Raw genomic sequence first — 18,745 nt, 5'->3', positions numbered from 1 at the left:
CCTACCCTCTTCCGTCCTGCGACGCCTTCTTGCGAAGGCCGGTTCACTCAGGGCGAATAAGTGGGTCTCCGGACGGATGCGTCAACGATCGGACCGCCGCGATCCGCGATTGCCGAGCCAGGTATCACGGCGTCAAATTGCGTATTCTTCCGCGTCCCAGGTCAGCCCGCGTGGCCCTCGCAACGTCAGAAGGTTCAATGAGATAGACGTCGAGATCTGCGGCGCCCTGCTTGGCAACCGCGTGCGCCGGAACGCCGCGGCCTAGTCGACCACACGGATCAACTTGCGCTCGAGCACACGCAGCACCGACCGCAGATCGTGCCCGCGTTTCAGGATCTGCCCATCCATGCCGATCACCGCGTACATCCCCTGACGACTGCGGAGCCGAGGGCGCTTTTCGATCCGGTAGAGCGGGTTTTCCGCAGTGCGTCTGAAAATGGAAAAGACGGCGACGTCCTTGAGCATCGAAATTCCGTAATCCCGCCATTCGCCGGCAGCCACCATTCGCCCGTAGAGCGTCAGGATCGCGCCCAGCTCGAGCCGATCGAAGGCGACCCTGTCGGGAACGTGCGGGGTTATGGATGAACCGGACTGGAACGTCATCCACAAACTCTGTGCATTGAAGCCTCCCAGATCAAGCACTTCGGGGCCACCAAGGCAGTCCATTCGACATCGTGACCACAGCGCTGCTCCGCGAAGGCCATCGGACATTCCTCGGAGGTGGCACGAACGCGGACAAAGAGCAGCGCCTTGCATGATAGATGTCACGTGCCGCCGAGGGCTGCCCCCAGGTAGAACAAGGCGGTACCGATACGGCCCTGCCGGCGGATCCCAGCGCGACGGAACGCGAGTGGACGACGCAGTCTTGGAAGTCGCCGCACCTGGCGGAACTCCGCGAAGATCGCCTGGTTCGCCGGCGTCATCCTGTGGACGGACGCCGCAAGCGCCGCGTACCCGCCTTCTGCCGACGCCCTGTACCGACCGCCGAGCATGAGCCTGACGCGGCGGAGGAACGGAACGAGGCCGCAATTGTCACCCACGAGATTCGCACCGTGCTGGCGATAGAGGACACTCGGCGCATCATCGGTCAGGACCACTCCGCCCGCCCCAGTGATAATCTGGTAGGCCCACCAATCATGCGATGCGGGGCCATTTTCTCCCAGCGCCTCGTGCCGCGCAGCCTGAAGCAGGTCGAGCGCGGCGCGGTTCATTACCATCGTGTTCGCCCCTCCGATGCACTGAACGAGAGCATTGGCAAATGATGGCCGCCCGCCGCCAGCGCGCGAGATGTGCCTCGGATCGAGGAGGGCGCCAGCCACGCGCGTTCGCGCGACGTAGAGCGCCGCGGTTCCGGTCTCCACCTGTCGCAACTCTGCAATTGCGCGGCGCAGCTTGTCAGGATGCCAGACATCGTCCTGATCGCAGAACGCGGCATAGGAGGTGTCGGCGTCGACGTAGCCCAAGAGGTTGAGGTAGTTGGCGGCGAACCCCCGCCCGGGCCCCGCGATCATCCGCACTCGCGCGGGATCGATGCCGGCGATGGCCCCGCTGCAACCTGCGTCGTCGCACCCCGCGAACAGGGTCCAGTCAGAATGGTCCTGCGCTGCAATCGAATCGAGCTGGGCGCCGAGGAAAGGCGTCTCGCCGTAAAGGCCGAGAAGGATGGCAACGTGATCGCGCATCATGCCACCGCCTTAGAGCCGAGCCAGGATGTCGCGGCTATGGCGACGCAGAAGAATCAGGCCGAGAACGAATACCCCGGCAGCAACGCCGTAAACGAAGGCGGCACTGACCCAATCCGGGGTATAGCCGGCATAGGCGCCCCTCCGGAATTCAGCGGTCACATGGATGAGGGGATTGAACCACAGCGCGCCCGCATACCGTTCCGGTACGGCCTCGAAGAGAAAGAAGATACCGGACACGATGAACAGGGGCCGTGTAGCGATCTGCCAGATCCGGTCCCACGCGGGGAGCATGACGAGCAGGAAGCAGTTCAGCGTTCCCACGCCGAGCGCCAGGGCAGCCGCCATTCCAAGCGCATTGAGCAGCGCCCCTGGGCGGGCCGGGCCGGCCACGCCGTAGATCCCTGCAATCCCCGCCATGACCACGCATGTGACGAGCAGATGCGTCAGCAGGTTGAGAAAAAAACGGCCGAGGATCGCATCGATCCACGTCACGCGGGGATACGCCAGCAACGGCTTCGAGAATCGCAGCGCTGCGCCGATCTTCGTCGACACATCGCTGAAGAGCATGAACGGCAGGTATCCCGTGGCATAGAACAGCGGGAAGTTCTGACCGAGCGCGGGCGCGCGAAATGCCATCGAAAAGAGCAGCGACAGCAGAGTGATGGCAGCGACGGGTTCTGCCACCGCCCATAACCAGCCGCCCGGCGACCGGCTGTAGCTGGTCGCCATCTCACGGAGCATCATCGCGCCGATCACTCTCATACGAGCTCCTCATCGCTACCCTGAAGGGGTTCGTACTCCGTTCCCGTTAAGGGGACGTTTAAGCGTGGAGGGATAAAGAGGGCGGCGAGACGATTCTGGTCCGGAGGCCCACATGCCGCACACCGCCGCGCTCGCCACCAACCCTGCGCCGGCCGCACCGGCGCTGCTGCGTCGGCCGCCGATTCCAGCGGCGAAGAAAGGGGGGCCCCGCCCGGTTCTGCCGGAGGCGTTCCACAAGCCGCATGTCGTCCGCCCGGCGGCGTCTCCCGCGCGGTCGAAAAGGCGCCACAGACGACTGATCGCGAGCTTCGCACTGTTCGTTCTCGCGCCGATCCTCCTTGCCGCCGGGTATCTCTACGATCGTGCCGCGGACCAGTTCGCGTCCGATGCGGGCTTCGCAGTGCGCAAGGAAGAAGGCATATCTGGGATCGACCTTCTCGGCGGCCTCGGCGATCTGGGCGGCGGCGACACGGCCGATGCCGATATCCTCCATGCCTACCTGCAAAGTCAGGATCTGGTGATCGCTGTCGAGGCCCAGATCGATCTTCGCGCTGCCTGGAGCGCCCCGCACGCGCGCGATCCTCTCTTCGCCCTCGATCCGGAGGCGTCCCTGGAGGATCTGGTCGATTACTGGCAGCGCATGGTGCGGGTGAGCTACGATCCCGGATCGGGTCTCATCGAGATGCATGTCCGTGCATTCGAAGCCGCGGACGCGCAGCGCATCGCGGAGGTCGTCCTGAGCAGAAGCGGCGAGATGATCAACGCCCTGTCGGACCAGGCTCAGGAAGATGCGACGCGCCATGCGCGCAGGGAACTTTCGGAAGCCGAAGCCCGGCTTCAGGATGCTCGCGCGCGCCTGACCCGCTTCCGGGCGACGACCCGCGTCGTGGACCCCGCCGCGGACGTGCAGAGCCAGATGGGCCTCATCGATACGCTGCAGCAGCAACTTGCGGACGAGATGATCAAGCTGGACCTGCTGAGGAACAGGACGCGCGACACCGATCCCAGGGTCGAACAGGCGGAGCGCAGGATCGAGATCATCGAAGGGAGGATCGAGGCGGAGCGGCAAAAGTTCGGCACCGCCGCGCAGGACAGGGCGAGCTACGCCGAAACCGTCTCCGAGTTCGAGCGCCTGACCGCGGAGCGGGAGTTCGCCGAAGGGGCCTATGTCGCGGCACGGGCCGCCCTCGATGCCGCCGTGGCAGAAGCGCGGCGACAGAGCCGATATCTCGCGGCCTTCATCGCACCGACGCGGGCCGAGACCGCCCGCTTCCCGGACAGGCCGCTCATCCTGCTTGTCGCAAGTCTCTTCGCGGTGCTGCTCTGGGCCATAGGGACGCTCGTCTTCTATTCGCTGCGAGATCGGCGATGACGGGCAAGTCGATGATCCGGCTCCAGAACGTGAGCAAGATCTGGCGCGGTAAGGGGAGCAGCCGCGTCGTGGCCGACAATCTCACGGCGCGCTTCCCCGCAGGCCGGTCGATCGCGCTGCTGGGCCGGAACGGGGCCGGGAAATCGACGCTTCTGCGCATGATCGCGGGGACGGTTGCGCCCGATTCGGGGAAGATCACCAGGCAGGGCCATGTCAGTTGGCCCGTGGGGTTCGCCGGCTCGTTCCATGGCGACCTGACCGGAGCGCAGAACGTGCGGTTCGTCGGCCGCATCTACGGAGTCGACACCGACGAGCTTTGCGCGTTCGTCGAGGACTTCGCCGATCTCGGCAAGCAGTTCCGCCAGCCGGTGAGGACCTATTCCTCCGGGATGAAGTCCCGCCTCGCCTTCGGCCTCTCCATGGGCATCCGCTTCGACACCTATCTCGTGGACGAGGTGACGAGCGTCGGCGATGCGGCCTTCCGGGCAAAGTGCGAAGTGCTTTTCCGGCACCGGCTCGCGCATGCGGGCGCCGTCGTCGTGTCGCACTCGATGCCGCTTCTCTCCCGGATCTGCACCTCCGGGGCCGTTCTGGAGCAAGGGCGGCTGACCTGGCATGACGATATCAAGGACGCGATTTCCCATCACCGGGAGATCCTCGAAGCCGCGTGAACCGATCAGCCGAAGATCCCGTGACAGAACCACCCGGCGGACATCGTGTCTCCATGGGCGAAGTAGATCCAGATGCTGTCTCCCGTTTCGGCCTCCACCCGCCAGTAATCGCGGAACCCGCTTCGCCAGTCAGGATGGTCCCACCACCATTCCGGACAGATCCGCTCGCTCTGGGACTGATCCTTCGCGACAAGGGTCCGCCCCCGCCAGCGAAACTCGCAGGGGGCTGCCTTGGGAGCATGTGTCGCGACCCGGCCGGCCGGCAGGTGAACAGGCTCGGGCGGAAAGAGGATCAGGGGCCGCGGATGGACCGTGCAGGGTTGCCAGGCTTCCGCCGGAAAGGCCCAGGCCGCGGCAATGATCTGGCCGCTGCGCTCGGGCAGGTAGCTGTCTCCCGGGACAACGCGGGTAATTTCCTCGAGACCGACCCGAACGCCGATCCGGCTGACAAGTTCGGGAAACTCGGCATCGGGCTTCGCGGGCAAAGGGTCCGGCGCAGTCGGCCCCCTGGCCGCCATGCCCGCCGGAGAGTCCGCGGTTCCGCCACCTTGCGCCGCCACCGGATGCCGCCCCTGCTCCTTGCGCAGCACCTCCGTTTCAGGCGCCTCGAGCCGCATCGCGTCGATCCCCGGGCCGGCATCGATATCGCTCAGCCGCATCGCCAGGAGGGGGCGGATCCGGATCGGCTCGTCCGAGGGCCGGGCAAGGCGGACCTCGACCTGCCCGGAGGTGTGATCACAGCGAAAAAGCCGGAGCACGATGCGCCGCGCACCGCGGCCCCGATCTGCGAGCCTGTCGCACAAGGCAGGCAGCAGCCGGTCGATTCCCGCCAGGATATCCGCCTCCAGCCCGATCGGATCGGGCAGCGACAGCCGGGCGGAAAAGGGCGCATCGGGGGCGATCGGCGAAAGAGGTTCCGGCGCGAGCCCGAACGCCTGATCGAGACGCAGGCCGATTTCCGGTCCGAACCGCCTGGCCACCGCTCCCCGGGGCTGACCCGCGAGATCCTCGATCCGCCGCAATCCCAGCCGCGCAAGCTGCTCCAGGATCGGATCGGGCAGCCTCAGTGCGGCGACGGGAAGCGCGGCGAGCGCCGCCCGCATGCCCCCCGGCGGAACGATGGGAGACCCGCCCCGCGGGGCACTCTCGTTCATCTCTCCGGTGCCCCTGCCCCGCCGGCGCGCCGCTCTCGACCGGGTCGCCCGGGCCTCCTGATCGATCGCATCGCCGTTCCGCAAGGGTCCCGCCGAGCGCGCATGGAACCGGGCCACTGCCCAGGCTGTGCCGTGCGTGTCGGCGATCCCCGCGCAGACGCTCAACGACACTTCAGCGCAATCTGCCCGAACCTGGCGCAGAAGCGCCTCTTCACCGCCGAAAAGGTGGGCGCAGCCGCTGAGATCGATGGCGAGGCCATCCGGCGGCGCCAGCGCGACCCATGGCGAATAGCGCCCGGCCCAGCGCGCAAGATGGCGCAGGAACGCGGCCTCCGCCTTGGGATCCGAGGGACGGGTCACGAGATCCGGGCACAAGGCACGCGCATCGCGAAGTGGCTGGCCCGGGGACAGTCCGGCCGCGCTTGCCGCCTCGGAGAGCGAGTCGATGATCTGCGTGTTTCCGGTTTCCCGGATTACGGCGATCGCCGTCGTGGATCGCGCCCGTTCCAGGCGGAGCAGACGTTCCGCTCCCATCCGGGGGAACCACAAGGAAAGGATCCGGCGCGAGGAAGGCATCTGCGGGTGGCCACTTGTTCGCCTTTTGTTCACACTTCACCGGTAAGGTGAGTCGCAACCGAAGTCGAGTCTCAGCGGGGGACGGCGACGCCGATCATGGGGCCGAGGCGCCAGCCCGGGTCGGACCGGCCGATGGACGGAGCATGGAGGCGGGAGACCTTGCCGTCGAGATACAGGGCATTCGGCACGCCCAGCCTGTCGCGGAACAGTCGTCCGAAGTCGTGGAAGTTCACGCGCGCATCGGAGATTGCGAACCACACCGTGGTTCCATCCTCGGAGACGCCGACGCCGTTGCGAATATGCCGGCTGTCGCCTCCCTCGATGAAGCGGGGGTGCAGGGCGCCATCGATCACGAGCATCGGCCCGGACTGGGTGGCGAAACGGCAAGCTGGCGGGTCCTCGGCGAACGCACGGCTTTCGACGACGCCGGCTCCCTCCTCGGTAAGGCAGAAGACGCCGTTCGGCAGAAGGCCGAAATTGCCGGGGCCCTCGGACGTGACGATCGGCGCCTTCTCCGCTCCGTCCTCGATGAGAAGGCCCACCGCGCTGCGATCGCCGTGATACATGCCGGCATTCATGGCAAGGGCCAGCGTCCGGCCCTCTTCGGCCAGCATCGTATCGACGGAGGAGAAGCCGCCGTAGATCCCGCCCGACGCGTCACTGTAGAAGACGCGAATGTCGTCCGATCCGACATCGGCGCGGCAAACGGTGTAGGGCGCATCCTCGAAGGTGATCCGCTCACAGGACACCTCCGCCGCGGCGGCGCGGGGAAACAGGACCGGCACCAGAAGGGCGCCGAGGAGCAGGAGAACCCGGCGGCCCGGGCGATCAGCCATGTTCGGGCCCCGTATCGGCCGGCCCGGAGGTCTCGTCCTCGCCCTCGGGCGCCTCGACGTCGCGGCGGACCACGTCGCTGTCGAAGAGCGCGCGGGTCCGATCCATCTGATCGAAGGTTTCATCGATAGAGAATCGCAATTCCGGGGAGAACTTCAACGTCATCTCCTTGGAGACGGCACGTCGAAGCTCGGCCCGGTTCCGCCGCAGCGCCGCCAGAGCCTCCTCGGCGCCCCGCCCGCCAAGGGGAAGGACAAACGCCGTCGCGACCTTCAGGTCGGGCGAGGTTCGCACCTCGCCGACGGTGATCGACAGCCTTTGCAGCTCCGGATCGTGAATGTCGCCGCGCGCCAACACGTCCGACAGCGTACGGCGGATGAGCTCGCCGACGCGAAGCTGTCTTTGCGACGGGCCCCCGCCATGCTCGTTGAATCTGGATCGTCCCATGGAGGCACACCTAGGCAGGGCGGCCGCCCCGCGCAAGCGGATGCAGTCTTGCTGACCGCCCTGCAGACCCAAAAGGATCGGAGACGGACGCCGGGACGCGAAAGCGCACCCGCGCAACAAACCGGCAACGAGAGGAGGATACCGGAACAACACCCCTCCACCCGGGGCGGTCCCGCCACCGATCGTTGCGGCAGGAGAGACCCTCTTCGCAGGACTTCGCCGGGCTGCATGGCGCTTCATCGCCTCGCGCACCGCGCATCACCTTTGCGCGGGGCGCGTTGCCGGTCTATGCGGGACCCACTCAGTGATGGAGACGACACATGGCCGGAGATCTACCGGGAATCGTAGTGGCCGGAGCCTCGGGCCGGATGGGCCGGATGCTCCTGCAGGTGCTGTCGGAAGAGCCGAATCTGCGCATCGCCGGAGCCCTGGAACGACCGGGTCATGACTGGATCGGGAGCGATGCCGGCGAGGCGATGGGCAGCGCTCCGCTCGGCGTCGTAGTGACCGACGATCCGCTTGAAGCGATGGCCTCTGCGCAGGGCGTGATCGACTTCACTGCCCCCGCCGCGACGGTCGCCATGGCGGATCTCGCGGCACAGGCGCGCGCGGTCCACGTGATCGGCACGACGGGCCTGTCCAGCGAGGACATCGCGCGGATCGATGCGGCCGCGCGCCATGCCGTCGTCGTGCGCGCCGGCAACATGAGCCTCGGGGTCAACCTGCTCGTTCAGCTTGCAAAGCAGGCGGCCGCGTCGCTCGAGGGATGGGACGTGGAGATCGTCGAGGCGCACCATCACCACAAGGTGGACGCGCCATCGGGCACGGCGCTCATGCTGGGCGAAGCCGCCGCCGAGGGGCGCGGGCAGGATCTGGAGAAGGTGTACCGCGCCGCGCGGGACGGGATAACGGGTCCACGCGAGGCCGGGACAATCGGCTTCTCGGCCATCCGCGCAGGCGACATCGTCGGCGAGCATGACGTCATTCTGGCCGGCCAGGGCGAGCGAGTCGTTCTGCGGCACGTGGCGACGGACCGGGCGATCTTCGCGCGGGGCGCCGTTCGAGCCGCGCTCTGGGGTCAGTCGCAAGGGCCCGGCCACTATTCGATGGCGGACGTTCTGGGACTCTGAGGGTAGCGGCGACGTCAGAAGTCGACCGCGATTCCCTTGCGTTCCCAGTCGCCGTAGCGAACGGGTTCGGGGCCGTCGCGGCCACCGAGTTCCGGGGGAAGGTCAGGCCGATTGTCCTTCTCGCGGCGTTCGGCCGCCTCGGCGAGGGCACGGCGCGCGGCATCGGGAAGCTCCGGACGGGTCTCTGGCGTGTCGGTCATGGCGTCCTTCCGCCCCTTCAGGGCAACTTGCGGCAGGGATGCCCCTCATATACGCCGCGCAGACCACCGTGCAACGAGGCCCGAGGCAAATGTCACAGCGCGCGAAAGCCGTTCAGGACCCGCGAGCGCTCGCCTTGACCCTGATCGCAGGCGTCGAGCGGGACCGCCGCAGTCTCGCCGATCTGGAGGCGGAAGCCCCCTACAAGGACGCCCAGCCCGAGGTGCGCGCCCGTGCCGGGCGGCTGGCCCGGCAGACGCTGCGCCTGTCCTCCCGCGCCGATGCCGCGCTCGGCCCGTTTCTCGCGCGGCCTCCACGTCCCGAAATCCGCGATATCCTGCGGCTTGCTGCAACCGAGCTGATGGTCGATGGCAGCGCGCCTCATGGTGTCGTGAGCGAGGCGGTAACGCTGGCGAAGAAGCGGCATCCTCGTTCCAGCGGAATGGTGAACGCGGTCCTGCGCAAGCTGGCCGCTGACGGACGCGACGGCTGGGACAAGGCTCCGCCGAAGCGCCTGCCGGGCTGGCTGCGCGGCCGTCTGTCCTCTGCCTATGGCAATGCCCGCGTGGCGAAGATGGAAGCGGTTTTCGAGACCACCCCGCCGGTGGACGTGACCCCGCGCGGCCCGGATGCCGCCCTGCCCGAGGGGGAGAGCCTGCCGACGGGCTCGCTTCGGCTCGCGACGCCGGGCCGGATTTCCGCGCTTCCCGGCTACGATGACGGCGCCTGGTGGGTCCAGGATGCAGCGGCGGCCCTCCCCGCGCGCCTCCTCGACGCACAGCCGGGCGAGCGGGTGCTGGACCTCTGCGCGGCCCCCGGCGGCAAGACGCTGCAGCTGGCGGCGACGGGGGCATCGGTGACGGCCCTCGATGTGTCGGATCAGCGACTGGGCCGTCTGAGGGACAACCTTGCGCGGACGGGCCTCGCCGCGGAGATCGTCGTCGCGGATGCGACCGCCTGGCAGCCGGAGGCCGGGTTCGACGCGATCCTGCTCGACGCCCCCTGCTCCGCAACCGGCACGATCCGGCGGCACCCGGACCTGCCCTACATCAAGAGCGCCGCTCAGGTCAGAGAGCTGGCCGCGCTGCAGACGACTCTTCTGGAGCGGGCGGCGGAGATGTTGCGGCCCGGCGGCCGGCTCGTGGTCTGCACCTGTTCGCTCCTGCCGCAGGAGGGCGAGGACCTCGCCGTGCCCGCATCCCTCGTGCCCGACCCCGAGGCGATGGACCGCGTCCCCGGCCTCGACCCGAGCTGGGCCGCGCGCCCCGGCGCCTTGCGGATCACGCCGGAAAACTGGGCGGAAAGAGGCGGCATCGACGGCTTCTGGATCGCGGCCTACCGCAAGCCGGGCGGCGCATAAGTCACAGGAGCGGGGCAAAGCCGCATCCTTCCGGTGACAGCCCGCGCGGCGCTACCTAGGGTCCGCCGACGGCCGTACAGACTGACCGGGGGAGCGATGCCGGAGGAGGCGAAGGCAGGTGAGACATGGGCCGCGCGGCGAACGCGCTGGCTGAACCGTCTCCATGCCCGCCGCGCGGCGCGCACCCCGCCCCCGGACAGTTTCGAAAGCGTCAGCGAGCCACGGATGATCGGCTCCGTCGCTCTTGGCCGCCAGCTTCTTGCCGGCGACTTTCTCTTCGCGGGCCATCTCGTCGAAGCGCCGGACACGGCGATCTGGGATATCGAGGCGCCCGGCCCCGGCTTCGAGCGCGCGCGGCAGGGATTCGGCTGGCTCGACGACCTGGCGGCGCTCGGCGATGCCCGGGCGCGGCGCGCGGCGCAGGACTGGACATGGGGCTGGATCGCCCGCCACGGCAAAGGGCGCGGGGAGGGCTGGACGCCGGAGCTCGCCGGGCGGCGGCTGGTGCGATGGGTCCAGCACGCACCGTTCCTGCTCCGTGGTCAGACCGCCACAAGGCGGCGGGACTTCCTCGCATCGCTCGCCGGGCAGACCGTCTTCGTGTCGAAGAGATGGAGCGCGGCGCCGGCCGGACGGCCGCGGATCGAGGCCCTGTGCGGGCTGATACTGTCGACGCTGTCGCAGGCAGGCACGGCGGTCCGGATGGATCCGGCCCTGCGCGGTCTGGCGAAGGAATGCGGCCGGCAGATCGACGCGGGCGGCGCCCTCCGCAGCCGCAATCCCGAGGAGCTGCTGGACGTCTTCACCCTCCTGTCGTGGACATCCCAGGCGCTCGAGGACGCCGGTCGGACGCCGCCGGGCGCCCTGACACAGGCCCTGGAGCGAAGCGCGCCCGTGCTCCGGGCACTGCGCCACGCCGACGGGGGGCTGGCGCGGTTTCATGGCGGCGGACGCGGCGCCGAAGGGCGTCTCGACCTCGCCCTGTCCGCATGGGGCCGCCGCACCGCGCCTCCCGAGGGTCCCACGATGGGCTATGCCCGCCTCGCGGCCGGTCGAACCTCCGTCATCATGGATGCGGCTCCGCCCCCCGGCGGGCCGGACGGCCACGCCTCGACGCTTGCCTTCGAACTGACCTCCGGGCGTCGGCCGCTGATCGTCAATTGTGGCTCCGGCGCGACGTTCGGGGAGACGTGGCGGCGCGCCGGGCGGTCGACCCAGAGCCATTCGACGCTGGGGCTCGATGGCGTCTGGTCCTCCCGCCTCGCCGCGGGCTCCGCGGGCGACGAGCTGCGCCATCGTCCCGGCGAGGTCCGGCTCCAGCGCGGTGGCACGGCCGGCGAGCAGAAGATCGTGGCCGGACATGACGGCTATATCGCGACCCACGGACTGACCCACGTGCGCACCCTCGTTCTTTCCCGGGACGGACGGACGCTGACCGGGGAGGACACGCTCGGCGCGCTCAGCGAGGCGGACCGGGCGCTCCTCGAGAGGCGGCTCGGGGAGACGGGCGCAGGCGGCGTGCCGTTCTCCGTGCGATTCCACCTGCACCCCTCGGTCGAGGCACGGATGGAGGGCGAGAGTCTGACCCTCGGGCTTCCGAGCGGCGAGGTCTGGGTGTTCGAGCAGACGGGCGCGGACGGTATCAGCCTCGTGCCGTCCGTCTATCTTGAACGCGGGCGCCTGAAACCGCGGGCGACGCGTCAGATCGTCCTGCCGGGGCGAATCGGCGGGTCCGCGGCGCAGATCGGCTGGACCTTGGCGAAAGCGCAAGGTACCCCCGCCGGCATCCGCGACCTCGCCGGTGGGGCTGAGGCCGATCTGAGCTGGGAGTAGCCCGACATGGCCGACCTTATCCGCCCCGAACGGGCCCTGATTTCCGTTTCCGACAAGACCGACCTCGAAGAGATGGCTCGCGCGCTGAGCCTGCGCGGTGTCGAGCTCGTCTCGACGGGAGGCACCGCGAAGGCGCTTCGCGCCGCCGGCCTCGAGGTGCGGGACGTGTCCGAGCTGACGGGCTTTCCCGAGATGATGGACGGCCGGGTGAAGACGCTGCATCCGATGGTTCATGGCGGCCTGCTCGCGCTCCGGGACGACGCCGGTCACACGGCGTCGATGGAGGAGCACGGCATCGCCCCCATCGATATCCTCGTGGTCAATCTCTACCCCTTCGAGGCGACCGTCGCGAAAGGCGCCGACTGGGATACCTGCATCGAGAACATCGACATCGGCGGCCCGGCCATGCTGCGCGCGGCGGCGAAGAACCACGCCCATGTTGCCGTGGTGACGGATCCCGAGGATTACGGCGCTCTTCTGGAGGAGCTGGACGGGAATGACGGGGCAACGTCCTTCGCGTTCCGCCGCAACCTCGCCCAGATCACCTACGCCCGGACCGCATCCTACGACGCCGCCGTCTCCACATGGATGGCCGGCGCGATGAAGATCGAGGCGCCCCGCCGCCGGACCTTCGCCGGCACCCTGGCCCAGACCATGCGCTACGGCGAGAACCCGCACCAGTCCGCCGCCTTCTACACCGACGGCTCCGGGCGCCCGGGCGTCGCCACGGCGAAGCAGCTGCAGGGCAAGGAGCTGTCCTACAACAACATCAACGACACGGACGCGGCCTTCGAGCTGGTGTCCGAGTTCGCGGGCCAGGGCCCGGCCTGCGCCATCATCAAGCATGCCAATCCCTGCGGCGTCGCCGGCGGCGCCACCCTGGCGGACGCCTATTCCCGCGCCTTCGACTGTGACCGCACGAGCGCCTTCGGCGGCATCGTCGCGCTCAACCGGCCGCTCGACGCCGAGACCGCCGCGGCCATCGCGGAAATCTTCACCGAGGTGGTCATCGCCCCCGGCGCGGACGACGCGGCGCGCGAGATCTTCGCGGCGAAGAAGAACCTTCGCCTCCTGATCACGGACGGGCTGGCCGATCCCGCCGCGGCCGCGACGACGGTCAGACAGGTCTCGGGCGGATACCTCGTTCAGGACCGCGACGCGCATCATCTCGACCCCGCCGGCCTCACCGTCGCGACGAAGCGCGCGCCGTCGGAGGCGGAGATGGCCGACCTCATTTTCGCCTGGACCGTGGCGAAGCACGTCAAGTCGAACGCCATCGTCTATGCCAAGGACGGCGCGACCGTCGGCGTCGGCGCCGGCCAGATGAGCCGCGTGGATTCCACCCGCATTGCTGCGCGCAAGGCCGAGGACATGGCCGAGGCGCTGGGTCTCTCCGAGCCGCCGACCCGCGGCTCCGTCGTCGCCTCCGACGCGTTCTTCCCCTTCCCCGACGGCCTTCTCGCCGCCGCCGAAGCCGGGGCGACGGCCGTCATTCAGCCGGGCGGCTCCATGCGGGACAAGGACGTGATCGCCGCGGCGGACGAGGCCGGGCTCGCCATGGTGCTGACGGGCGTCCGCCACTTCAGGCACTGACGCCCCATGCGGACCTTCTGGATCACCTCTCTCCTCGCCTTCGTCGTCGACCAGGTGTCGAAGTACTGGGTCTTCTACGGGCTCGGCGTGGCGGGGAGCCGGGGGCTGGAGGTCCTGCCGCCGTATCTGGTGTTCATCACCGGCTACAACACCGGCATCAACTTCGGCCTCTTCGCGGCGGGCGAGGCGCGGCTCGTGCTGATCGGCCTTGCCCTTGCGATCTCGCTGATGCTCGCGATCTGGGCGCGGCGGAGTTTCACGACGTGGGTGCAATACGCCTCCGCCGGCCTTGTCGTCGGCGGGGCGCTCGGCAATGCGCTCGATCGCGTCTTCCATCCCGGCGTCATGGATTTTCTCAACATGTCCTGCTGCGGGATCGACAATCCCTACATCTTCAACCTCGCGGACGTGTTCATCTTCGCCGGTGCGGCGGGGTTGCTCCTGTTCACGGGGGAGCGCAAAAAGTCCCCGTGACGGGCCGTTCGCGATCCGTTAAGGAACGACAAAAGCCGGAAACGGAGGGACGGTCATGGGCAGAGCGATGAGGGTCGGACGAGCGGCCTTGCTTTGCGTGCCTCTGGCGCTTCTGGCGGCCTGCGGCGGCGATGACGGGCTGATGAACATCGGGCGGTCGCAGAACGAGCCGGACGAGTTCGCGATTCTGCCGACCAAACCCATCGAGATCCCCGGCACGCTGGACCTGCCGCCGCCCACGCCCGGCGCCGCGAACCGCACCGACCCCACGCCGGAAGCAGACACCGTCGCCGCGCTCGGCGGCAGCCCCGTCGCGCTCGCCCGCTCCGGCGAGTATCGCGGCGAGCCCGCGCTTCTCAATCAGGTGACCCGCTTCGGCGTCCGCCCGTCGATCCGCTCCGAACTGGCATCCGCAGATGCCGCCTTCAGGCGGGACAACCGCGGCCGGCTGCTGGAACGCGTGTTCAACGTGAACCGGTATTACAGCGTCTATGCGGGGCAATCGCTCGACCAGCACCGGGAGCTGGAACGCTTCCGCCGCCTCGGTGTCCGCACCGTCGGCGCACCGCCCGATCCGGCGGAGTAAGGTCTCGAGGGATCTCGGCCCGATCCGAACGTGAGGCCGGGCGAACAGGCCCGAGCCCTCTGCGCAGACCCTCCGCGGGAAACACGCCTTCTCACAAGAGCGTTCAGCATGTTGCCGCGGCGGCGGCCCTGCGCAATCTTGCCGCGAATGCAAAGTAACGGAGATTGCCCATGACGCGGCTTCCCGGCGCCGCCGCCCTCGTGGCGGCCGCTCTCGCACCGGGCTTCGCCCAGGCGGTGGGAGAGGTCACGGATTTCACGCTTGAGAACGGCATGGAGGTCGTGGTGATCGAGGATCACCGCGCCCCCGTTGCGGTCAACATGGTCTGGTACGAGGTCGGTGCCGCCGACGAGCCGGCCGGAACATCGGGCATCGCCCATTTTCTCGAGCATCTGATGTTCAAGGGTACGGACGAGATGGAGAGCGGCGAGTTCTCCGAGACCGTTGCCCTTCAGGGCGGCTCGGACAACGCGTTCACAAGCTGGGACTACACCGGCTATTACCAGCGCGTCGCCGCCGACCGGCTCGACCTGATGATGCAGATGGAAGCGGACCGGATGACGGACCTCGTCCTCACCGACGAGGTCGTCCTGCCGGAGCGGGACGTGATCCTCGAGGAGCGCAACCAGCGGGTCGAGAACGATCCCGGCGCGCTTTTCGGCGAACAGCGCCGCGCCGCCCAGTTCCTGAACCACCCCTACGGCATACCGGTGATCGGCTGGCGCCACGAGATGGAGGAGCTGTCCCGCCAGGACGCACTGGACTTCTACGAGAGGTACTACGCGCCGAACAACGCGATCCTCGTTGTCGCGGGGGACGTGAACCCGGACGAGGTGCGCGCACTGGCCGAGACCCATTTCGGCCCGATCCCGGCGAACCCGGACCTGCCCGAGCGGACGCGACCGCAGGAGCCGCCGCAGCTCGCCGCGCGCCACCTCGAGATGACCGATCCCCGCGTCGCACAGCCCGCCGTGATGCGGACCTACACCGTGCCTGAGCGGGATCCCGGCGATCAGGAGGAGGCCGCGGCGCTGACCCTTCTCGCCGCGCTTCTGGGCGGCTCCCGTCAGACCTCGCTGATGGCACGGACGCTCGAACTCGAAGAGGCCGTCGCGCTCTACACCTCCGCCTACTACGACGGCACCTCGGTGGATGACGCGTCGTTCTCCATCGCCCTCGTGCCGGCCGAAGGGCGCTCGCTGGAAGAGGCCGAGGCCGATATCGACCGCGTGATCGACCGGTTCCTCGAGGATGGCGTCGACGCCGCGCAGTTCGAGCGGATCAAGAGCCAGGTTCGCGCCGGCGAAATCTACGCCCGGGATAGCCTCCAGGGCCTTGCCCGTCGCTACGGCGAAGCCCTCGCGGTGGGGCTCACCGTCGAGGACGTCCAGACCTGGCCGGATATCCTCGAGGCGGTGACCAGAGAGGACGTGATGGCCGCAGCCCGGAGCGCGCTGCGCCCAGCGGCGTCCGTCACCGGCTACCTCTCCGGCCCGGAGAACATGGCAGAGGCCGACCCCGTACCGGCCGAGACGCCGGATCCCGCACAGGAAGAGGCCGGCGCGACCGGCGAGGAGGCGATCCAATGATCCTCTACCGCACCGTCGCCGCGGCGGGCCTTGCCCTCCTTGCGGCCACCGCAGCCCAAGCCGAGATCGACGTCGAGGAGATCACCTCCCCCGGTGGCGTCGAGGCGTGGCTGGTCGAGGAACCCTCCATCCCCTTCGTCGCGCTGGAATTGCGCTTCGAGGGCGGCGCATCGCTTGACGAGGACGGCAAGCGCGGCGCGATCAACTTGATGACGGGGCTGCTCGAGGAAGGCGCCGGCGACATGGACGCCGAAGCCTTCACCATCGCGAAGGAGGAGCTGGCCGCCTCGATCCAGTTCGACGTCTGGGACGATGCGTTCTCCGTCTCCGCGCGGTTCCTGTCGGAGGATATCGATGAGGCGATGGACCTTATTCACCTCGCCCTGACGGAGCCCCGCTTCGACGATCGCGCGGTGGAACGGGTGCGGGCGCAGGTCCTCTCCGGCCTCGCCTCCGATGCCGTCGATCCCGGCTCCATCAGCCAGCGGACCTTCGACGAACTGGCCTTCGGCGAACACCCCTACGGCTCGTCGCTGCAGGGGACTCCCGAGAGCGTTCGCGCGCTGACGGCCGATGATCTGGAAACCGCGCGCCAGCGGGTTCTGGCGACGGATCGCATCCATGTCGCCGCCGTTGGCGACATCGACGCCGAAACACTGGGCCGCGAGCTCGACGAGCTTCTTGACGGCCTTCCGCCCGAAGGCCCCGCCCTTCCCGAAGATACCGCATTCGAAGCCGGCGGCGGGGTCACCGTCGTCCCCTTCGACACGCCGCAATCGGTCGTCACCTTCGGACAGGCAGGCATCGACCGCGACGATCCGGACTTCTTCCCCGCCTACGTGATGAACCACATCCTCGGCGGGGGCGGCTTCGAATCGCGCCTGATGGAGGAGGTCCGGGAGAAGCGCGGCCTGACCTACGGCGTAGGAACCGCGCTTTATTCCATGGATCACGCCGACCTGCTTCTCGGCTCGGTCGCCTCTGCCAACGACCGCGTCGCCGAGACGGTGGACGTGATCCGGTCGGAATGGGAGCGCCTGTCGGAGGAGGGCGTGACGGAGGCCGAGCTCGACCGCGCCAAGACCTACCTCACCGGCGCCTACCCTCTTCGCTTCGACGGCAACGCGCGGATCGCCAACATCCTCGTTTCCATGCAGATGGACGATCTGCCCGTCTCCTATCTCGAGGAGCGCAATGCCATGGTCGAGGCGGTGACGCTGGATGACGTGGCCCGCGTCGCGGACCGGCTGATCGATCCCGATACCCTGCGCTTCGTCGTCGTCGGCCAGCCGGAGGACCTGCAGGACACGAACTGAGACTGTGCCGCGTCGGGACCCCGCGATCCCGGCGCGGCGTCGGCCTTCACGCGGTACGCGCCGCGCGCAACTTTCTCGCGATGATCTGATTGGCGCCCCGCCAACACGCCCCCCCGACGTCCACGCCGCATCACGCTCCCGCACCGCCATTGCGCGGGATGCGGCGCCGCGCTACGTCGATCAGGCGGAAGCTGACAAGGACGCGAGCCCATGCGCCATCCCGAATTCGAGGCGATGCTGCACGATGCCCGTCTCTATCCCCAGATCTGGCGCATCGTTGCCGGTCTTCTGCTTCTGATCATCGTCTATGTCGGCTGCACCGCGATCGTGCTCGGAATCACCGCGGCGCTCCTCGCGGGGGCGGGCAGCGTCTACGATATCCTGCCGTTCCTCACGACCCTCGCCACCGCCTACACGCCCGGCCAGGTCCTCACGCTTCTCCTGACCTTCTCCGGGATGTTCATCGGCGCGCTCGTCGCGGCCGCGGCACTGCACTTCCGCGGGCCGGGCTCGCTTTTCGGACCATGGTCCGAGTGGCGCCGCGGGTTCCTCGCGGCCCTTGTGGTGGCCCTGCCCGTGCTCGGCCTCCTGACCGCCATCGGGTGGCTCTTCGACGCGCCGGCGCCCAATCTCGACGCGGCCACCTGGGCAATGCTCCTGCCGCTCTCCCTCCCGCTTCTCCTGCTCCAGACCGGATCGGAGGAACTGGTCTTCCGCGGCTACCTGATGCAGCAACTCGCCGCGCGCTTCCGCGCCCGCTGGATCTGGTACTGGCTGCCGGCGATCCTCTTCGCGCTGCTTCACTGGTCGCCCGAGGCGGGCGCGAACCTGCCGCTCGTCCTGCTGTCCGCGCTGACCTTCGGACTGATCGCGGCGGACCTCACCGAGCGGACAGGCTCCCTCGGCGCCGCGATGGGGCTGCACTTCGCCAACAACTTCATCGCTCTCCTCCTCGTATCCATCGAGGACACGATCACGGGCCTCGCGCTCTATGTCTCGGACGTGCCGATCGGCGAGACCGGCGCGCAGAGCCTCGGTATGGGCTTCTCCATCGTCGTCCTCGTGGGCATCTGGGCGATTCTTGTGCGTGTGCTCGACCGGTAGATCCCGCTCCATCACGCCCAAGTCGATTGCGCTTCGGGCGCGCGCGTCCTATCTCCTGCGC

The 18,745-nt window shown here is 68.5% G+C and carries 18 protein-coding genes; 11 read left to right on the top strand and 7 right to left on the bottom strand.

Annotated features, from left to right (window positions below; genetic code table 11):
- Positions 1–261: 261 nt before the first annotated feature.
- The 3 genes from DQG15_RS12035 to DQG15_RS12025 all read right to left on the bottom strand — a co-directional run bounded on the left by DQG15_RS12035 (position 262) and on the right by DQG15_RS12025 (position 2,447).
- Positions 262–603 carry a DUF2794 domain-containing protein gene (locus tag DQG15_RS12035; protein WP_116085528.1) on the bottom strand — a complete coding sequence of 114 codons (342 nt, stop codon included), beginning with the start codon at positions 601–603 and terminating at the stop codon, positions 262–264.
- 161 nt (positions 604–764) lie between these two features.
- Positions 765–1,685, bottom strand: a complete 921-nt coding sequence (locus DQG15_RS12030; protein WP_116085527.1) for a glycosyltransferase — start codon at positions 1,683–1,685, stop codon at positions 765–767.
- A gap of 9 nt (positions 1,686–1,694) precedes the next feature.
- Positions 1,695–2,447, bottom strand: coding sequence for an ABC transporter permease (locus DQG15_RS12025; RefSeq protein WP_116085525.1), 753 nt, complete (start codon positions 2,445–2,447; stop codon positions 1,695–1,697).
- Between the two features lie 112 nt (positions 2,448–2,559).
- Between DQG15_RS12025 and DQG15_RS12020 the strand changes: the two genes are divergently transcribed.
- The gene (locus DQG15_RS12020) at positions 2,560–3,819 is read left to right on the top strand and encodes a sugar transporter (protein ID WP_232830818.1); all 1,260 of its coding nucleotides are present in this window, start codon (positions 2,560–2,562) and stop codon (positions 3,817–3,819) included.
- An 11-nt stretch (positions 3,820–3,830) separates the two neighbouring features.
- Positions 3,831–4,490: an ABC transporter ATP-binding protein gene (locus DQG15_RS12015; RefSeq protein ID WP_116085623.1), complete on the top strand. Its 660-nt coding sequence runs from the start codon at positions 3,831–3,833 to the stop codon at positions 4,488–4,490.
- A 5-nt stretch (positions 4,491–4,495) separates the two neighbouring features.
- On the opposite strand, the gene DQG15_RS12010 is transcribed toward DQG15_RS12015, so the two are convergent.
- The 3 genes from DQG15_RS12010 to rbfA all read right to left on the bottom strand — a co-directional run bounded on the left by DQG15_RS12010 (position 4,496) and on the right by rbfA (position 7,501).
- Positions 4,496–6,178: a DNA polymerase Y family protein gene (locus DQG15_RS12010; RefSeq protein WP_232830817.1), complete on the bottom strand. Its 1,683-nt coding sequence runs from the start codon at positions 6,176–6,178 to the stop codon at positions 4,496–4,498.
- A gap of 113 nt (positions 6,179–6,291) precedes the next feature.
- Positions 6,292–7,056, bottom strand: a complete 765-nt coding sequence (locus DQG15_RS12005; protein WP_116085522.1) for a phosphodiester glycosidase family protein — start codon at positions 7,054–7,056, stop codon at positions 6,292–6,294.
- Positions 7,049–7,501, bottom strand: a complete 453-nt coding sequence (gene rbfA, locus DQG15_RS12000) for a 30S ribosome-binding factor RbfA (protein WP_116085520.1) — start codon at positions 7,499–7,501, stop codon at positions 7,049–7,051. The genes DQG15_RS12005 and rbfA overlap by 8 nt, the downstream gene beginning before the upstream one ends.
- Positions 7,502–7,821: 320 nt before the next feature.
- Between rbfA and dapB the strand changes: the two genes are divergently transcribed.
- Positions 7,822–8,631 (top strand): 4-hydroxy-tetrahydrodipicolinate reductase, encoded by an 810-nt coding sequence (gene dapB, locus DQG15_RS11995; RefSeq protein WP_116085518.1) that lies wholly within the window; start codon positions 7,822–7,824, stop codon positions 8,629–8,631.
- Positions 8,632–8,645: 14 nt separating this feature from the next.
- Here the strand turns inward: dapB and DQG15_RS11990 are convergent, their stop codons facing one another.
- Positions 8,646–8,831 (bottom strand): DUF1674 domain-containing protein, encoded by a 186-nt coding sequence (locus DQG15_RS11990; protein ID WP_116085516.1) that lies wholly within the window; start codon positions 8,829–8,831, stop codon positions 8,646–8,648.
- Positions 8,832–8,869: 38 nt separating this feature from the next.
- On the opposite strand from DQG15_RS11990, the gene DQG15_RS11985 reads away from it, so the two are divergent.
- The 8 genes from DQG15_RS11985 (at position 8,870) to DQG15_RS18195 (ending at position 18,684) form a co-directional block, all read left to right on the top strand.
- A complete protein-coding gene (locus tag DQG15_RS11985) occupies positions 8,870–10,189 on the top strand; it encodes an RsmB/NOP family class I SAM-dependent RNA methyltransferase (protein WP_370454185.1) in 1,320 nt (439 codons plus the stop codon).
- Between the two features lie 96 nt (positions 10,190–10,285).
- Entirely contained in the window at positions 10,286–12,022 is a 1,737-nt protein-coding gene (locus DQG15_RS11980) for a heparinase II/III family protein (protein ID WP_116085513.1), read from the top strand.
- A 6-nt stretch (positions 12,023–12,028) separates the two neighbouring features.
- Positions 12,029–13,615, top strand: a complete 1,587-nt coding sequence (purH, locus tag DQG15_RS11975) for a bifunctional phosphoribosylaminoimidazolecarboxamide formyltransferase/IMP cyclohydrolase (protein ID WP_116085511.1) — start codon at positions 12,029–12,031, stop codon at positions 13,613–13,615.
- 6 nt (positions 13,616–13,621) lie between these two features.
- The gene (gene lspA, locus DQG15_RS11970; protein WP_116085509.1) at positions 13,622–14,089 is read left to right on the top strand and encodes a signal peptidase II; all 468 of its coding nucleotides are present in this window, start codon (positions 13,622–13,624) and stop codon (positions 14,087–14,089) included.
- Between the two features lie 67 nt (positions 14,090–14,156).
- A complete protein-coding gene (locus DQG15_RS11965; RefSeq protein ID WP_116085622.1) occupies positions 14,157–14,675 on the top strand; it encodes a DUF3035 domain-containing protein in 519 nt (172 codons plus the stop codon).
- A 170-nt stretch (positions 14,676–14,845) separates the two neighbouring features.
- Positions 14,846–16,264, top strand: coding sequence for a pitrilysin family protein (locus DQG15_RS11960; RefSeq protein WP_116085508.1), 1,419 nt, complete (start codon positions 14,846–14,848; stop codon positions 16,262–16,264).
- Positions 16,261–17,580: a pitrilysin family protein gene (locus tag DQG15_RS11955; protein WP_116085506.1), complete on the top strand. Its 1,320-nt coding sequence runs from the start codon at positions 16,261–16,263 to the stop codon at positions 17,578–17,580. The genes DQG15_RS11960 and DQG15_RS11955 overlap by 4 nt, the downstream gene beginning before the upstream one ends.
- A gap of 210 nt (positions 17,581–17,790) precedes the next feature.
- Positions 17,791–18,684, top strand: coding sequence for a CPBP family intramembrane glutamic endopeptidase (locus tag DQG15_RS18195; protein ID WP_157968975.1), 894 nt, complete (start codon positions 17,791–17,793; stop codon positions 18,682–18,684).
- The last annotated feature ends 61 nt before the right edge of the window (positions 18,685–18,745 follow it).

Source organism: Tropicimonas sp. IMCC34011 (genome assembly GCF_003390865.1).
Classification (GTDB): Bacteria; Pseudomonadota; Alphaproteobacteria; order Rhodobacterales; family Rhodobacteraceae; genus Tropicimonas_B.
The sequence above is the reverse complement of the archived record's forward strand: the minus strand, read 5'-3'. Positions and strand labels throughout refer to the sequence as shown.

What these genes read in the sequence shown, in the direction of transcription:
- DQG15_RS12035 (WP_116085528.1), bottom strand. Translation starts at nt 603, where the DNA reads ATGACGTTCCAGTCCGGTTCATCCATAACCCCGCACGTTCCCGACAGG.
- DQG15_RS11990 (WP_116085516.1), bottom strand. Translation starts at nt 8,831, where the DNA reads ATGACCGACACGCCAGAGACCCGTCCGGAGCTTCCCGATGCCGCGCGC.
- dapB (WP_116085518.1), top strand. Translation starts at nt 7,822, where the DNA reads ATGGCCGGAGATCTACCGGGAATCGTAGTGGCCGGAGCCTCGGGCCGG.
- DQG15_RS11980 (WP_116085513.1), top strand. Translation starts at nt 10,286, where the DNA reads ATGCCGGAGGAGGCGAAGGCAGGTGAGACATGGGCCGCGCGGCGAACG.
- purH (WP_116085511.1), top strand. Translation starts at nt 12,029, where the DNA reads ATGGCCGACCTTATCCGCCCCGAACGGGCCCTGATTTCCGTTTCCGAC.
- DQG15_RS12005 (WP_116085522.1), bottom strand. Translation starts at nt 7,056, where the DNA reads ATGGCTGATCGCCCGGGCCGCCGGGTTCTCCTGCTCCTCGGCGCCCTT.
- DQG15_RS12020 (WP_232830818.1), top strand. Translation starts at nt 2,560, where the DNA reads ATGCCGCACACCGCCGCGCTCGCCACCAACCCTGCGCCGGCCGCACCG.
- DQG15_RS12030 (WP_116085527.1), bottom strand. Translation starts at nt 1,685, where the DNA reads ATGATGCGCGATCACGTTGCCATCCTTCTCGGCCTTTACGGCGAGACG.
- DQG15_RS12015 (WP_116085623.1), top strand. Translation starts at nt 3,831, where the DNA reads ATGATCCGGCTCCAGAACGTGAGCAAGATCTGGCGCGGTAAGGGGAGC.
- rbfA (WP_116085520.1), bottom strand. Translation starts at nt 7,501, where the DNA reads ATGGGACGATCCAGATTCAACGAGCATGGCGGGGGCCCGTCGCAAAGA.
- DQG15_RS11965 (WP_116085622.1), top strand. Translation starts at nt 14,157, where the DNA reads ATGAGGGTCGGACGAGCGGCCTTGCTTTGCGTGCCTCTGGCGCTTCTG.
- DQG15_RS12025 (WP_116085525.1), bottom strand. Translation starts at nt 2,447, where the DNA reads ATGAGAGTGATCGGCGCGATGATGCTCCGTGAGATGGCGACCAGCTAC.
- DQG15_RS11960 (WP_116085508.1), top strand. Translation starts at nt 14,846, where the DNA reads ATGACGCGGCTTCCCGGCGCCGCCGCCCTCGTGGCGGCCGCTCTCGCA.
- DQG15_RS11955 (WP_116085506.1), top strand. Translation starts at nt 16,261, where the DNA reads ATGATCCTCTACCGCACCGTCGCCGCGGCGGGCCTTGCCCTCCTTGCG.
- DQG15_RS18195 (WP_157968975.1), top strand. Translation starts at nt 17,791, where the DNA reads ATGCGCCATCCCGAATTCGAGGCGATGCTGCACGATGCCCGTCTCTAT.
- DQG15_RS11985 (WP_370454185.1), top strand. Translation starts at nt 8,870, where the DNA reads ATGCCCCTCATATACGCCGCGCAGACCACCGTGCAACGAGGCCCGAGG.
- lspA (WP_116085509.1), top strand. Translation starts at nt 13,622, where the DNA reads ATGCGGACCTTCTGGATCACCTCTCTCCTCGCCTTCGTCGTCGACCAG.
- DQG15_RS12010 (WP_232830817.1), bottom strand. Translation starts at nt 6,178, where the DNA reads ATGGGAGCGGAACGTCTGCTCCGCCTGGAACGGGCGCGATCCACGACG.